10 protein-coding genes are annotated in these 15868 nt (G+C 45.8%); 7 read left to right on the top strand and 3 right to left on the bottom strand.

Annotated features, from left to right (window positions below; translation table 11 throughout):
• Positions 1–401 precede the first annotated feature (401 nt).
• From ACJJIN_RS14350 to ACJJIN_RS14340, 3 genes are all read left to right on the top strand, one after another.
• Positions 402–1439, top strand: a complete 1038-nt coding sequence (locus ACJJIN_RS14350) for a BamB-related PQQ repeat family beta-propellar protein (RefSeq protein ID WP_444895185.1) — start codon at positions 402–404, stop codon at positions 1437–1439.
• Positions 1440–2017: 578 nt separating this feature from the next.
• The gene (locus ACJJIN_RS14345; protein WP_444895184.1) at positions 2018–11752 is read left to right on the top strand and encodes an RHS repeat-associated core domain-containing protein; all 9735 of its coding nucleotides are present in this window, start codon (positions 2018–2020) and stop codon (positions 11750–11752) included.
• Positions 11753–11814: 62 nt separating this feature from the next.
• Entirely contained in the window at positions 11815–12384 is a 570-nt protein-coding gene (locus ACJJIN_RS14340) for a hypothetical protein (protein ID WP_444895183.1), read from the top strand.
• A gap of 59 nt (positions 12385–12443) precedes the next feature.
• On the opposite strand, the gene ACJJIN_RS14335 is transcribed toward ACJJIN_RS14340, so the two are convergent.
• On the bottom strand, positions 12444–12578 hold the full coding sequence (locus ACJJIN_RS14335; RefSeq protein WP_444895182.1) for a SymE family type I addiction module toxin: 135 nt from the start codon (positions 12576–12578) through the stop codon (positions 12444–12446).
• Between the two features lie 59 nt (positions 12579–12637).
• Here ACJJIN_RS14335 and ACJJIN_RS14330 point away from each other — a divergent pair, with 59 nt between their 5' ends.
• From ACJJIN_RS14330 to ACJJIN_RS14320, 3 genes are read left to right on the top strand one after another with little or no spacing between them, the layout of a single operon-like run.
• Positions 12638–13060: a LysR substrate-binding domain-containing protein gene (locus tag ACJJIN_RS14330; protein WP_444895181.1), complete on the top strand. Its 423-nt coding sequence runs from the start codon at positions 12638–12640 to the stop codon at positions 13058–13060.
• A 47-nt stretch (positions 13061–13107) separates the two neighbouring features.
• Positions 13108–13527, top strand: coding sequence for a transposase (locus ACJJIN_RS14325; RefSeq protein WP_444895180.1), 420 nt, complete (start codon positions 13108–13110; stop codon positions 13525–13527).
• 40 nt (positions 13528–13567) lie between these two features.
• Positions 13568–13795 (top strand): hypothetical protein, encoded by a 228-nt coding sequence (locus ACJJIN_RS14320; protein WP_444895179.1) that lies wholly within the window; start codon positions 13568–13570, stop codon positions 13793–13795.
• Between the two features lie 124 nt (positions 13796–13919).
• Here ACJJIN_RS14320 and ACJJIN_RS14315 read toward each other — a convergent pair whose 3' ends face one another.
• Entirely contained in the window at positions 13920–14240 is a 321-nt protein-coding gene (locus ACJJIN_RS14315) for a hypothetical protein (RefSeq protein WP_444895178.1), read from the bottom strand.
• Positions 14241–14411: 171 nt separating this feature from the next.
• The gene (locus tag ACJJIN_RS14310) at positions 14412–14756 is read right to left on the bottom strand and encodes a hypothetical protein (protein WP_444895177.1); all 345 of its coding nucleotides are present in this window, start codon (positions 14754–14756) and stop codon (positions 14412–14414) included.
• Between the two features lie 85 nt (positions 14757–14841).
• On the opposite strand from ACJJIN_RS14310, the gene ACJJIN_RS14305 reads away from it, so the two are divergent.
• On the top strand, positions 14842–15108 hold the full coding sequence (locus tag ACJJIN_RS14305) for a hypothetical protein (protein ID WP_444895176.1): 267 nt from the start codon (positions 14842–14844) through the stop codon (positions 15106–15108).
• The last annotated feature ends 760 nt before the right edge of the window (positions 15109–15868 follow it).

The following is a 15868-nucleotide window of genomic DNA, read 5'->3' as shown; positions in this document are numbered from 1 at the left end:
ATTTTATTTCTTATTTGATAAAATTTTGGCGTGAAAATATACCTATGAATTGATTTTACATTTTGCCTGGTTAGAATTAACGATTTATAAAATTTGATATTTTTTGCTGTTCCCTTTGTTCCCTTTGTTCGCGTGAGAGGCTTGGTGAGTAGGTTTGTAAATGACCAAGCGTTACTGTATTGGTATCTTGGTAAAGAATAACTGCTGATCATTATAGTTCTGATGTCAGTGCCCTGCTTATATATGAGATGCAGAACATGTCCCTATCTCTGTTTTTTATTTCCCCTAGATATTTGGGGTTGTTGTTATGTCGATTCTTATTTTGGCAGTTACACTTTTTTCGGGTTCTGTTATCCATTCTGTTGTGTTGGCAGCTTTCTTTCGCAATTCATGCCTCAGAAATGAAGCGGATAACAGATACGTCATTGCCGGGACTGAAGGGTGATGCAAAGTTTGAAATACAAGCGTTCTCTGCGTTGCCTAATAAATTGTTTCGGCCTGGAGAACCAGTAGGAATTAGCTGGTCTGTACCCGGTGCGACCAAAGTGACTTTGATCGACAACAGTGATGGCACCCGGCTTGAGGATCTTCAAGCAGAGGGACTTGTGCGGGTTTCCCCTACTAATACGACAACTTACACCTTGATCGCTAATGGCCCTTCTGGAATAGAAACTGCAGAGATAGTAGTTACCTTGGCTTCAGAAAAGCCTATTAATCAGTGGGAATTATCATCGTCAAATAGCGAAGCCAGTTCTTTACAGCAGGCTCAGAAAGCACAGCCTCTAAAAGCTCTTCAGAAAATGCAGCAAAATCCTGATTCAATTAGTGCTTCACTCACTGCTGTGAATGACGGCAGTGTTTATCAAGGCAGTTTTGATGGGAATTACTATCAATTTTCTGCTGAGGGAGATATGTCTTGGACCTTGGAAGATGCAGGAGTGGTGATGAATCAAGCTGCGGTTCTAGGAAATATTATTTTTGTTGGTGCTAATAGTCCTGAGGGGGGGCGAGTTCTTGCATTGAAGCCTGATAAATCCGTCATGTGGGAAATAGGTACCACAAGTGGTGTGATAGCGAGTCCCATTATTAATACTGACAGCGGTATACTTTATGCGGTTACCTATGATGGCACTGTCCTCGCTTTAGATAATGCCAGTGGCAATGAACTATGGAGGTACAAACTGCCTGATGGTGAAACTGTAAACGCTTCCCCCACACTGAGTGAAGATGGCACGGTACTCTACATTCATAGTACTAACCACCGCGTTTTTGCTCTTAGAACTGAACCGGAACCAAAAGCTGTACCGATTATAGTGATTGCAATACCAGATGGTCCGGTGGTAATAGTGCCGAAAAATATCCCAGCACAAGATCCGTCAGAACCGGAGCTGGAATTACCAACATTGCTCTGGCAGCGTGATCTGCAAACAGAAAGTTAAGTATTAACAATAGAGTCTGGTTAGCTTTTCTATATTAATTGGCTAACCATTAAGTATTTTTTCGTATATATATGCCTAAGGTTGTGCTTAGTTTAATAAGTACAATAAATACAAGAATTAATATTATGACTAGACTTTCAGGTTTTATACAAGGATCTATCAACCTTTTAAAGGCCTTGTTATTACTAAATCTGGTACTGGGTGCACAATTTGCATTTGCAGATTACCTAACGGTGGCACCGACACATAGTACGGATGGTCGAATAGATATTAAAACGGTTTGGTATGACGGATGCTCTAGTGGAGGGTGTTCTATATGGGGAGGCAAAGGGGCTGCGACACAATTTAATAGCTGCGATTTAAGATCAACTTGTGGTTTTAAATGGTCCTCAGTGGAGATTTATCATAATGACCAATTCCAAGAAATTTTTGAAACGTCCCCCTTCCTTGGGCCTAGTGATGCAAATTATACCCTAAATGTAGATAAGATTGGTTCTTGGCGGTTTGAATACAGGGTTCTTCGGGTGCAGCCTGAAGGTGAGAATTGCGGGGGGCTTGGTGTCAAGTGTTCAAGGACAGTGGGGCATCTTGTAGAAAGCAAAACTGTCACAGTAGGTAACCCTATAACTGCCCCAAATTCATTTACTATTACGCCCAACAATGTTGTTGAGGGTGGGGATTACACCTTGCGCTGGAGTAATCCCAGTAATGCCACCAAGATACGCCTCTTCGAAAGAACCTCAACTACGACCAGCGCTCTTCTAAAAGAGTGGAATAGTCCATCTCTGGTAAACACCTATACACCACCCACTAAACCCGTGGGAGCTTATTATTATCAGCTTCAAGCCTGTAACAGCCTAGAGTGTAGTCCCCTATCGGTAGAAAAATCCGCTACGGTCAATCCGAATCAATCCCCAACTATCAACTGGCTGAATGGTGGCCCTCATGGGGATGCTTTTAATCCAGAAGTAGAGGTAGAAAAAACTCTTTATGTCGAGGCGACGGATTCTGATGGATTAATTCAAAAAGTTGAGTTTTTTGAGGATAGTGATAATGGGACACGGCCACTAGGCACAGCTACAAAAGATTCCCAGCAATGTCAGAACTGTTATCGTCTTAATTGGACGCCGGTCAATTGGACACCGAATGAGGTCGCACAGGTAGAGGTTTGGGCAACAGCGACTGATAATTTAGGGGCGTCGAGTTCGCTTTCAGGGCAAAAGGCGACCATAACCATAGATCCGAATAGTCCTCCTAGTGGCCGGCTATTGAACCCACCGAACGAGATTGCGCAATACAGTTCTGTCATTTTACGTGCAGAAGCGGAAGACACGGATGGCACGCTTGCCTCGGTAAAATTCCTACTCAGCGGCAGCTCTATTGGGAGTGGTACAGAAAATGATGGAGTTTACGAGTTAACATGGGCTCCCCAGAATTCAGGTAACTTCATTTTGTCCGTTGAAGTTATCGATAACAAGGGGTTGAGTCATGTATCTAATACTCATGCACTCAGTGTAACCCCGGTCACAGTACCGGCAGCTCCGGCCAGTTTGAAAATTGACGGAGAGTCCGAGCCAGAAATCAATCACACCGGTAATTATGCTCTTGCCTGGGCTCTTAGTGCAGGAACAGATGAATACCAAGTTGAACAGAGTATCGATGGCTCAGTGTTTCAATCGCTGGCATCGACTGAAGTAGAAGGCCTCTACCTGTCCAATCAAATCCCGGGGGAATACCGATATCAAGTTTTTGCCTGTAATCTTGCCGGGTGTAGTGAACCCAGCGATGACATTACTATTACAGTAGAAACCCTAGTGGCCCCCCAGGGATTGTCTGCTCGCCCATATCCTGATACTGATGATCCCACACCGGAGTTTACCGGCAGTTATACCTTAAGCTGGAGCCCAGTTAGTACTGGGGAGGTGCTTTATAAGTTGCAGGAAAAACCTGGTGGGCTGGAATCTCTGGAGCCTTGGCAGCTAATCGAGCAAGGAACAGAAACTAATTCTAAGATAGAAAATAGAGATACGAGTGAATATGCCTATCGAGTACTTGCATGCGCTATAGATGATGAACAAATATGCAGCGAGCCGAGTAATCATATTTCGGTTTCTGTTTTGTCCCCTGTGCTTACAATGGCAAGCTTATCGTGTGATGGCGGGTGCATTGAATTTTCTGGCTTGGGGCTGGATCCGAACTTGTCTCTTACATTGACCGGCGTGGCAGATCAAAATATACACCAGACTTTTAGCGCTGCTGACAGCGCACTCGATTTCATTTCAACCCGAAGTCTGCAACTTTTTATTTCTACCACTAGCCCGCTGTATCAACAGCTGTTCGAACTTGGAATACGAGTAACAGTTACCAATCCAAATGGTACTCTTGGTGGTATTACTGCCTATGGTGACCGGGCAACAGAGATTATTGGCGAAACCAGTTCCTCACCTGCCATAGGTCCCAATGGCACTATTTATGTTGGTGCGGGCAATCAACTTCATGCATTGAAAGAAAATGATGGAAGCAATGTGCAAGAGCTGGGGTGGCCTTTTGTCGCTGGAGGCATTATCCGTGCTACCCCGAGTATCGATAGTGTGGATGGTACGATTTATGTAGGCGCCCTGGATGAAAATTTCTATGCAGTAGCCCCCAATGCCATCGAAAAATGGCGTCTGCCTACTAGAGGTAAAGTGGTTTCGCAGGCGGTACAAGATGAACAGAGAATTCTCTATTTTGGTACCATTATTGGTGCAACTGAAGATGATGCGGAAGAAAATATAGAGGGGCAAGGAGGAATACTTTATGCCGTCAACGCGACAGCAGATAGTGAACAAGAGCGAATAAAATGGACCTATCCTGTTAGTGGTGGCATCGCTAAAGAACCTGTTTTAGCTGGTAACAATACACTTTATTTTTCTACAGTTGAGAGTGAACAGATTTATGCTCTTACCCGGGACAATGAAGGTCCTGGAAAACTAGTTTGGGAAAGCGTTGGCGATCCATCCCTTTGGGAGGATATTGGTAACTGGCAGCCAGATCCATCAAGGGAGCCTGAGTTTCTTTCTGTGGCGCGTCTCTTTCGTAGCTTATTGCAACCCGAGTTGCCCTTTCAGCGAAAGATTCTTACATTTTGGACTTTTCAGTTAATAGGAGGCAATACCACAGAGCAAGGAATTGCTGAAGCCTTTTTAGCCTCTGATAGCGGTCAAGCGAATTTTTCCGATGTTTTTAATATTTCCGACCCGACGGCGAGAGCAGAGGCTTTTGTCGACGCTCTGTATCAGCGGTTGTTTCCCGAGCAGGGGCAGCCAGATTTAACTTGGGGAGGGCGCAGCTACACCCGTGAGGCATTAATTTTGACTGCGGAGCAGCTATCTCTTGCTCACGCTGCGGCACTTTTTGCGCAGTCGGAGGAATATGTTCTCACTACAAATGCTGTGCTCCGCCAAAGCTTTAAGTATTTGTATGAGCTGGACTACAGTTGGGCGGTTACTACTTGTGATGAGGGTGACATATATACTCGAGATTGTGATGGTGACGGCCTTCCCGACTGGTGGGAGATCCTATTTCTTGGTAATACTTCCTACGGCGCAGAGGATGATCCCGATAAAGATGGGCATAGTAATCTTGAAGCCTTCACCAGTCGTACCAGCCCATGCATCAATGGTTGTTATAACGGCATCGTAGAAACGCCCCCGGAACCTTCCGCTCCTATACTGCCAGAGCCTGAGGCAGTGGCGATTTCTGCTGAGACCGGTACTCTGCCAGGAGAGTTTAGGGTCAGTGAATCAGGGGCTGCTACCTATTCAATTCCGTTAAGTCTGCCTGCGGGCACTGCTGGTGTAGCTCCGCAATTCTCGCTTAATTACTCCAGTCAAAGAGGCAACGGTTTGCTTGGGCACGGCTGGCAACTGGGTGGTCTATCTAGTATTTCCCGCTGCCGTCAGACCCTAGGGCAGGACGGTGACAATAGTTCGATTACCTGGGGGGCTGAAGATCGTTTTTGTCTTGATGGCCAACGCCTGCTGCTAGTAAATGAGGGCAATTATGGCGCGCCAGGCAGTCAATATCGCACTGAAATTGACAGCTATAACCTAATCACAGCCCACGGCGGCAGCGTGGGTAAGCCGGCTTACTTTACCGTTGAGCGCAAAGATGGCTCTATTAGCTACTATGGCCGGGATACCCTGAGTAATAATTCTACTCATACTTTTGATGGGTATGGCACCCTGAATTGGGCGGTGAGCCGCATAGAAGACAGTGCTGGCAACCCTATTGATTTCTTTTATGACCTCGATGGCGGCCACCGTATCCGCGAGGTCCATTACGCCTACGGTAGTGGTAGCACTCCCGCAGCTTCAGTCGCCTTTGACTATGAGACACGCGAAGATGTGATCAGTGGCTATGTTGCTGGAGCGCCCCTAACAATCAGTCAACGTTTACATGCTATCCAAGTAAAAGGTACACAAAATACCGCGCTACAACGCTATGAGCTGGACTACCTGCAAACCGATTATGACGGGGATACATTGAGCCGTGTCGAACGTCTGCGGGAGTGCGTCGGCACTGTTTGCCATCCTGACACTGTATTTGAATGGCGATTGCCGGCAATTTTTACATCTTCCTATTTGGTTGACACCGTTAGGCTGAGTCACCAGAGTGATAGAGTGGCTGTTGCACCGCGACCTGCGGATATCAATGGCGATGGGCGTATGGATATTGCTTGGTTGGAGGTTGACTGGGATGACGATGGCAAGATCCACGATCACTATGTCAAATATGTGTTGGCGGAAGAGCAAGGATTTGGTCCTGAACAGCAAGTGTTTAGGTACGGTGGCAGCTCACGCAGTCCTTATAGATGGGAGGTGTTGGACTACAACGCCGACGGTCGCGCTGATATAGCCATCTTTCACCGGCAGGGTAAATATGGTGGCCAGTGGATGCTGCACCAATCTATTTACAGTGCAAGCGCTGGTGAGTGGCAGCTGTCTGCGGTGCCCAAAGCGATTCTCAGTGAGAAAGACGCGCGCTTTATGGACATTAACGGCGATGGCTTGGTCGATGCCGTAACCTCATCTGGCTACCGCCTGTTAGAGCATTCCGGGGAGTCTACAGCCTCTGATAGCTACTATCATTTTGGCTCCGAGCAACCCTGGCAGATGCCCGCACTAGAACCCTTTTCTTTAGGGAGCGATGAGTCCACTGCGCTTTACTTGAGCCCGGATGTGATCGGAGATTTTGACGGCGATGGCCAGGTCGACTTGATTTTAATGCACACCAAGCAGACCTGGGAGGGAACGGGAGGTTTACAGACCCAGCAAACCCGGGCCTACATTGCCAAGGTTCATGGAGATCAACTGATTCTCGGTCGGCGGGTGATGGATGATATACAAGAAGATGGATTTAAAAGTGATAGCGATGACAGAGACGCAACACCCCTGGAGCGCCATGAGCATCTTCACCGTAAATTACAGGCTGTCGATATCAATAGCGATGGGCTGGTGGATTTGGTACAGCATGATAAAAGCGGAGAGGTCAACTATCGCTACTGGTTAAATAAGGGGGCAGAGTTAAGTGATCCTATAGATTTAGGCAACTTTCCAGAAGATGCCCAGCCCAGCTGGTTTGATTACGAAGGTGATGGGGATGTAGATCTTGTTTGGCGCTTAGAAGGTGGAAGTACGTCAGATGAGTTAAGACTGCGCCGCTGGCAAAGTGACCAGCAAGCTTATGCTGTAGAGGAAGGGTTTAAGACTACTCGCAAAGAAAGCTATAACCTGTTTCTCGATATGAATAGTGATGGCATGACAGACTGGATGGAATTCGCAGACGATTATCTTCGTGTTTACCATGCTGCGGACCATCAAGTAATTCCTAATGTGATTGAGAAAATCACCAATGGTTTAGGTGCTGAAACCAATATCTTGTTTGGCTCTAGCGTTACTTCTAGTCACTATGCACGCCTGGATATTGATGCAGTGCTTGATACTCACTGCGCCAATGGGGACACCGAGGCTACAAAAAGCTGGTGTACAAAATATAAGATGAGTTCCATCGGTGACTTTTATCGAGAGATCAATGGTGATTTACAGGGATACCATACGCTCGGAAAATTTGGCCCCTTATTAGAGGTGGTTGGCTCTCAATTTTTAGTAACTAGAGTGGAAAGTAGTGCGCCGGCCACGAAAAGTGAGACTGCTGGGGGCGTTGATCCTGAAGCTACCAGCGCCATTAGCTATTTTTATGGTCGTGCGCGTTTGCAGGCAGGAGGTCGTGGGCTATTGGGCTTTGCCAGTCTGCGCACTATAGACGAGCAGAGTGGAATTAAAACTACCACCTACTATCGTCAGGACTTTCCCTTCCTGAGTTATCCGCGGCGTACAGAGACCCTCACAGCTGAGGGCATGCTTTTAAGTGAATCCGATAGCACTTGGGCGTTGCAAGGATGGGAGCCAGACTTCCCAGTAACTGCGCTGAGTGGCACTGCAAATTTGGGACCGCTAAAACCCTTTCTCGCTAACAACGTAGAGAAGTCATACAGCTATGTTGATAATGGACAAACTCAAGGTAACTTGCTGAAGACAATTACCACTACTACCGAACAGGATGAGCATGGTAACCCCACTAGTATTCTTGCGGTCACTACTGCACCGAGTGGCGATCGCTTTAGTACCGAAACCATAAATGATTATGGGAGTGGCCGCGTCAGCTTCCAAAATTCGCAACACACTTTCAATGGTTATGCGGAGCTGGGGCGTTTAGTCAGTTCGACCGTAACTCACAGTCGCACCGAGGCTGGGCAATCTTACCAAGCAACACGCAAGAGTACTTTCACATACTATGACAGTGGCTATGAGGCAGGTTTGCTCCAGCAGGAAACCCTGGAGCCTGGAGATCAACATCAGCTCGCTACTTGGTACGATTACGATCACTTCGGCAACAAAATTTTTGCCGAGCAATCCACCCCTAACGAACTCCCCCGCAGTCAACATTGGATTTATGATGACAGCGGCCGCTTTGTCGATGAAGAGGTAAATGGCTACGATCAGGTTCTCAGTCAGGTGGTCCAGCGCAACGCCGCTGGGCAGCCAACCGAGATAATCGATAGTGCCGGCGTGGTTAGCCAAATCAATTATGATGCCTTTGGGCGGCAGGTGTATAGCTACAGTGTTATAGGCGCCCAGAGCAGTAGCCTTTTGGCTCCTGCTGGAGCCCTTTGCCCCGATGGAGCCAGTATCCAGCAGCATAACTATAGTGGTGGTGGCAGCGAAACATTAATCTGTTTTGACCGACTTGCTCGAGAGGTGCGTAAATCCGGCCGGGCCTTTGATGGGAGCTGGAATTATGTCGACATTGAATACGATGATGTGGGCCGGGTAAAACACCAATCCGAGCCCTATAGTACAGGTGCTCCCCGCTACTGGACTACTTACAATTATGACCGTCTCGGCCGTGTGATTGGTACCGACCTACCAGGTATCAGTAATAGTGGAGGTACACGTTGGGACCTTACGCTGGAATATCAAGGCACTACTATCACCTCAATTAATCCTAAGGGACAACGTCAGGTAGAAACCAACAATGTGCTTGGTGAGAAGGTACATGTTCAGGACAATGCCAATAATACCCTTGAATTTATCTACGATGCAGAAGGCCAATTACTGCAAGTGATTAATAGAGGCGATGGGAGCCGCAACCTGATAACCAAAATGACCTATGACTTGTTCGGCCGCAAAGAAAGTATGTCCGACCCGGATAAAGGTATTTGGCAATACGATTACAATGGCTATGGTGAATTAATACGGCAAACGGATGCCAATGGCCAAGTTATTGAAAATACTTATGACCAACTCGGTCGCCTGCAATCGCGCACTGATTTCGATCATAATAATACGTTGGTGAAAACCACAGTTTGGTATTTTAACAATGACTCCGCCACAAATGAGGGCGGTGTTCCCCCGACTGCCCTCATTCGAGTGGAGGAAGTTGAAACCGACAATAGTGATAGCTACAGCCAATTGTATGGTTATGATTTATACGGCCGTCCTAGCGAAACGCTGACAAGCTTCTCTGTGGAGAGCGGTGATGATCACTACGAGAAAACTACTTACGACCAATTCTCGCGGCCTTTTCAGATTTTCGATGCTGGTGGTAGCGGTAACTGGGAAAGTAGTGCTATTCGCCATCACTACAATCAATACGGTTACCTTCATCAGGTTGTTGATGCAGAGCAACGCAACCTTGCTAGTGCGGAACGGTTCTATACCGTGCTTAAGATGGATGCTCGCGGCAATGTTACCGAGCATCTCAATGGTAATGGCGTCACAACGATAAAAGACTACGATCCCGCGACTGGCCGCCTTTTAGGGAAAGTGGCTAGTGTGTTGGGTATCGGCGATATCCAGGATCTCAGATATGAATGGGATAATCTTGGAAATCTCAAAAACCGTAAAGAACATAGTGGTGATAAAAACCTGCACGAAGATTTCGTCTATGACGAATTAAATCGTATGACCAGTGCACAGGTTACCGGAAGCGAAGCACAGATTATCGACTATGATGACCTTGGTAATATCACCTACAAATCGGATGTGGGGGAATATCGCTACGGCAGTCAGTGCGATTCAGGCTACGGCCCCCATGCTGTCTGTGAAACTATCGATGAAGGTGGTAGTACGGTTAGCTACCAATATGATCATAATGGCAATATGCTTGAAGACAGTAGTGGAAGAACCCTTGAGTACTCCACCTTTGATAAGCCTATTGAAATTAAAAAGGATGGCCATAAGACCGAGTTCAAATACGGCCCGGATCGTATGCGCTACCTGCGCATTGATACTGATAAAAATGGTGCGGTTACCGAAACCCGTACTATCGGCAATGTCGAGAAAATTACAAAAAGTGGTGTAATTGAGATCAAGCGCTACCTGCCTGGCGGGGCCTTAATTACTTTATCGAGCAGTAATGACGATAGTGAGACTCAAGTCCGCACTACCCAGTACCTGCACAAAGACCATTTGGGCTCGCTGGATGTAGTCACCGATAGCTCTGGGCGGATTGCCAACGATGGTCAAGCCATTTACAGTTTTGACGCCTGGGGCCAGCGCCGCAATGCACTGAACTGGGAAGCTTTACTCAGCGCAGAACTAAGCGTGTTTGATACCCGCATCACCACTCGTGGCTACACGGGTCATGAGATGTTGGATCAAGTAGGCCTGATTCATATGAATGGGCGGATTTATGATCCCCGTCTTGGACGATTCCTTCAAGCTGACCCTTTCATTGATGGTGTGACGAATACACAGGGCTATAACCGATATAGCTATGTCGGTAATAATCCACTTAAGTACACTGATCCAACAGGGTACTTTAAGCTGAAGGATGCATTAAAAATAGTTGCGGTTGTGGTCATTTCAGTTTTTACCTATGGTGCAGCCAGTGCATGGGCTGCTGGAGTAATGACTAACCTGGCGGCTAGCGCAACTGCTGGTTCTATATTTGCTAGCTCAGCCTTTGGATCAATAGTAGCTGGTGCCGTTGGAGGTGCGGCAGCTGGATTTGCCGCCGGAGTGTCAGCGGCTGCCTTTAGTGGTGCTAGTGGATCTGATGCATTAAAGGCTGGTTTCAGGGGAGCATTTGCTGGAGCGATCACTGGCGGTATAGCGGGCCATTTCGGAGACACTTATAGCATAACCCGAATAGCTGCTGACGGGGTAGGCATGGGGCTCGGTGCAGAAATAAGTGGAGGTGAGTTCAAGGATGGGCTTAAGTTTGGTCTAGCAGTGTCATTGGCGACATATACAAATGTGAAGCTTAGGGAGTATCAACTGAAACACTCTAAGGGTACTCCTGGACAAGTTGGTGATAGTCCCGGATTTAGAGGTCTAAAAGGTAAACTTGGAGGAGGAAGAATAGTTGATAAGTATTGGAAGGAGTCTGGTGCAGCTGATATTTATGAAAGAACAGGAGATGCTAAAAAAGCGCTTGCTAAGTATTACGCTCATCGAGGTTTGAAGGTAAGCCCACTGGGTGGTCATCAGGGCGGTCAAGGGATTATCTTTAGTGATAAACTTTCTTATTCTCCTGGAGGCTTCTTCGACTATATGGTTGAGGGATTTGCTGGAACTCATGATTCACTTAATCACTGGTATCACTATAACCCCAATGGCACCGCCATTGGCAGAGATGGGTTCTCATATTGGCTTGGAGAGGGTATTAATGCGGCAAATGTTGCAATAGCAACACCAATCGTTGCGCCTAGTCTTATCCCTGATTATATGAGATCCACTTTCTATAATGAGCTGAGGGATGATTGATGCTTTTAAACATGAGGTGCTTATTTCTTGTTCTGATTTTCTGTCTTTTAAAAGGCTGTGGAATGATGGTCACACCAAATTTAGTGCCGCCACCTGAACTTCCAAATTTATTTGTTCGTGATGTGGTTAAAAGCGAAAGTCAAGAGCAATGTCCTTCGATTGCAGGGAGTTATTCTGTATCAGCGATTGGTTATGGCGTTGTTGAAGAGACTGGTGTCCTGCAAGAGATCCCTATAGATGATTATGACTATGTATCCATATTTGGATTGGGTAAAAAAGAAAGTAAGCAGTTTGCTGCGGTTCGCAATTCTGACCCAGATGTTGGAGTGCTAAAAATTATTCAAAGTGAAAATGGTTCTTTCGATTTGATCATAAAACATTTGACTAAGCCTCTAATTTTCGTTGATTCTTTTGTACATGGTGAGGATTTTTTTTGTAAAAGTGGAGAAATGAACTTTGAAGTAGGGGAGTTCAAAGGTGGTGGAGATGGCTCGTGGTTTAATTACAGGACCCTTATTTCAATTAGGACCATGAATAACCAAGGATTGCTGATCTATCAACAGATAGCTTACCCATCAAATGTAGATCATAACTACTATGTATTTAGTTCTTTATCTGCTAGTGAAGCCTAAAGACTAGTAACCAATTAACCCTTTGAAATTAAAACTAAAGGGGTCGTAACGAATATTATTTATTCAATAAAAAAGCCCCAGTCAGTAATCATTGGCTGTTTACTCAGTCGTAAAATAAGTTTGCCGTCAGAGACTTCAATCGTGACCGGCGTGTTAATCGTAAAGCCAGTCTTGGCTAACCACTTCCCCTTCATCTGCCCCGGAACTTAAAGTTATCGTAAGGGACTTTGAAACAGATAATCTCAATCAGTTAATGGTGGCTGGTGAGATCGACTTAGCGCTCCCCTTTCCTGATTTAATCCCGGATGATCTGCCATACAAATTGCTATTTGAGGAGCAATATGTCTGTATCGCGGGAAAAAAGTCTTCCCTGAATGGCCAATTATTAACGTTGGCAGATGTGGCCGAGCTTCCGCAACTGATCATTTCACCTTCACGGGCAAATCTCAAAGGGTCACACGATGGGTGGTTTGCGATGCTGGGGTTAAAACGCAATATTGTTATGTCTATACTCAGCTTTTCTGCCGCCCCAGATATTATTGTAGTAACAGATACTATTGCGCTCTATCCCTCGAGATTACTACCCAACAAAAAAATATTCCCCTTAAGTTGGATACGCAAACACCATAATAAATGGGGTCAGATCAACGTTTTGACGTTAATTACCCCCGAATAGAAGCTGTTCTCTATTCCACTCAGGCCATTAATAATATGGACTTTTGAATGGCTAGATTACTACGTCTCGGACCCTCGGGCTTTCCGCAGCATGTGATTCAGCGAGGGAACAACCGGCAGGCCTGCTTCCATTCCGAGCAGGATCTGATTGCCTATGCCGGATGGCTGAAGCAGTTCTCTTGGGAATTCGAAGCTCAGCTACATGCCTGGGTCTTTATGACTAATCATGTACACTTACTGGTTACCCCACAATTGGACAACGGCGTCAGCAGCATGATGCAGGCCCTAGGTCAGGTCTGTGTCCGTTACTTTAATCGTGCATATCTTCGTTCTGGAACTTTGTGGGAGGGCAGATACAAGTCCTGCCTGGTGCAAGCAGAAGATTACCTCCTGCAGTGCTACCGATATATTGAGCTGAATCCAGTGCGCGCAGGTATGGTCAGGTATCCCGCATTACTACTGGTCTAGTTATGCGTGTAATAGCCTAGGTAAAGAATCCAGCCTTGTAATGGCGCACCCGCAGTACACTGCTCTTGGCCGCAATCCCACACAGCGCGGTGAAGGATATCGCGCATTGTTCAAACACCACTTGGATGGGCCCATGGTTGAGCAGATCCGCAAATCGGTGAATAAAGGGCTCGCACTAGGAAATGCGCGCTTTAAGGAACAACTCGAGCAGCAATTCACGCGCCGGGTCACTGAAGTTTCACTAGGGAGGCCTAGATTAGAGGACTAGGTCGGGAGATTAGACACCAAATTGTTGCAAGGCAAAAAATGAGGGGCAGTCAGGCACAATTGGTTGAATGTTGAGGGAAAGTGATGTGCATTAATCATTTCCCCTACAAATAATTGATATGGCATCATTCAAGATAAACTCTGGTGCCACTATTGCAGTTGCCGGCCTCAGAAAAATCAACCCTAACAGTATTGCCGCTTAATTTCGCTGCCATAAGCACCGACAGTGCTTTATTAACATCGGCAGCTCCCTCAATAAAGCGCACATGATCACATCCGCAATCATTGCTTTCAGAGTTAAGGCTTGCAAATACTCTATCTCCAGTGCCTGAGTCTGGTCCCACTAGTCCATCCAGTGTATTTCTGTATTGGACACACATGGTTGAAGTCGCAGAGGCTTCATAAGAAAAAACAATGGCAGCAGAAAAAAAGAAATGCCGTAACATGATTCCCCCTAAAAATGGCAAATAAAAGAAGTAGACCAACCTTTATGAATAATGCAAGCCTAATAAATGAATCTTAAATAAGTAGTATCTCTATGCATTGACCTGAAAGTATTTAGTGATTCTGTACCAATTTTTTTCTTGATAAGGGTGTTTAGGCGCAAAAGGAAAGCGTCATTTATTGAAATTTACAGCAACAATTAAAGGTCTGTCTTGATCGCATCCATCGCCATAAATAACCAAATTAATCGGTTCATCTGCAATATAGGCGCTAAGTAACATCGACTTCGTCATTTCAGGTGTGCTGGATGACAAAATATATTTGTCAGTAATTGAACAGCCGGCAGGATTTGTTGTTTTCTGCTCATTTGTGTTCACAAAAATAGTCCCTGAATTCCAGCTAGCTAGTTTGGTTATAGATATGTTTCCCGTATCTGAGAGCGCCCATCCATTAACCGAAACCGCCCATAAAAATAAAAAAATCAGCAATTTTCCATGCATGGTTTTATCCAGAATCATTAAGTGTAATCCCATTATATACCTATAGGGTTTTAAAATATAATAAGCTATTGGCCCATTCTTTGACACGACGGTATCATTTGAGTTGTCTGTAATTATCAATACTTCGGGCAGTTTTAAGGGGGGAAACAGATGGGAAGCACTGGCAGATGCTGAGGAAACATGGTTCAGACTTAAGATCAAATCAAAAAAATACCCGCCTATGGAAGACATGGTAAAAGCTGTTTTCGCTCGAATGTTCAACGTTAAAATGCCCCAAAGAAAATTCATGCTCATGCTGTTTTCTGTATTGATGGTCATCCAGGGGAAAGTAACCCATTTTGAATATGGAGCGATACAGCTCAGCCAGTGAGAAGCACTTTCGCCGCTGATCTAATAGGGGTTTTTCTTTCGCCCAGTTCAATAAAGGATTATTCATGTGAGAGTTTCCTCGCTGCCAGGAATGCGTAGTTGCTATAAAGGCAAGTTTTGCCGGTAGCTCAGGCCAAAAAACGAAGGGGCTGGGATGGTATTACAAAGGCAATGCCGGAGAATCAGAGAGGGGTTTCGAAATTCCTAGGGTCAGTATCACTGATCTGACATCGAATACTACCTATGCTTTGGGCGTTAAGCAGACAATAGGCGAAGAAGGTTGATCTCTAATTGAGCTATATGCCGATCATGCCGCTAAAGTTGCGACAGAAGTTCTGGCGTTCGGTATTAAATAGTTTGCTGAAAATCGAAACTAAAAATGTGAAGTAAGCGAATGAGGCTACGGTCATTTCAATTGTCATCGGGAAGCGTCGCAAGTTCAATAAGCACCTTATTGATAAACTATTTGGCGAGTTAGATTTGGAGCAACATTTTGGATAAGTTGCCCGTATTTACGAGCGTTATAGTGACTACGGGGCTATAGCTGCATGAAACTGTCCGAAGTGTTGACCTGTAGGACTGGGTTTTTGCCAGCCTGGAAATAAGAGTATTTAATTACCGTATTAATGGGGAGAGAGTGATATTTGCAGTTGTGTAGGGTGACCTGTGGAGCCTGTGACTAGTTCTGAGCGTACTTGGGCAGGATTGACGAGTTGCCTGCATTTTGGTTCTGTAAGCTGTGCCCATTTTTGGGACCAAAT

It is taken from the genome of Microbulbifer maximicatervae (SeqCode) (genome assembly GCF_052467505.1).
Note: the sequence above shows the minus strand (reverse complement) of the source record. Positions and strands in the feature narration are given on the sequence as shown.

Coding starts and splice junctions, on each gene's coding strand:
- ACJJIN_RS14350 (WP_444895185.1), top strand. CDS start 402: ATGAAGCGGATAACAGATACGTCATTGCCGGGACTGAAGGGTGATGCA.
- ACJJIN_RS14340 (WP_444895183.1), top strand. CDS start 11,815: ATGATGGTCACACCAAATTTAGTGCCGCCACCTGAACTTCCAAATTTA.
- ACJJIN_RS14335 (WP_444895182.1), bottom strand. CDS start 12,578: ATGAAGGGGAAGTGGTTAGCCAAGACTGGCTTTACGATTAACACGCCG.
- ACJJIN_RS14330 (WP_444895181.1), top strand. CDS start 12,638: ATGGTGGCTGGTGAGATCGACTTAGCGCTCCCCTTTCCTGATTTAATC.
- ACJJIN_RS14325 (WP_444895180.1), top strand. CDS start 13,108: ATGGCTAGATTACTACGTCTCGGACCCTCGGGCTTTCCGCAGCATGTG.
- ACJJIN_RS14320 (WP_444895179.1), top strand. CDS start 13,568: ATGGCGCACCCGCAGTACACTGCTCTTGGCCGCAATCCCACACAGCGC.
- ACJJIN_RS14315 (WP_444895178.1), bottom strand. CDS start 14,240: ATGTTACGGCATTTCTTTTTTTCTGCTGCCATTGTTTTTTCTTATGAA.
- ACJJIN_RS14310 (WP_444895177.1), bottom strand. CDS start 14,756: ATGATTCTGGATAAAACCATGCATGGAAAATTGCTGATTTTTTTATTT.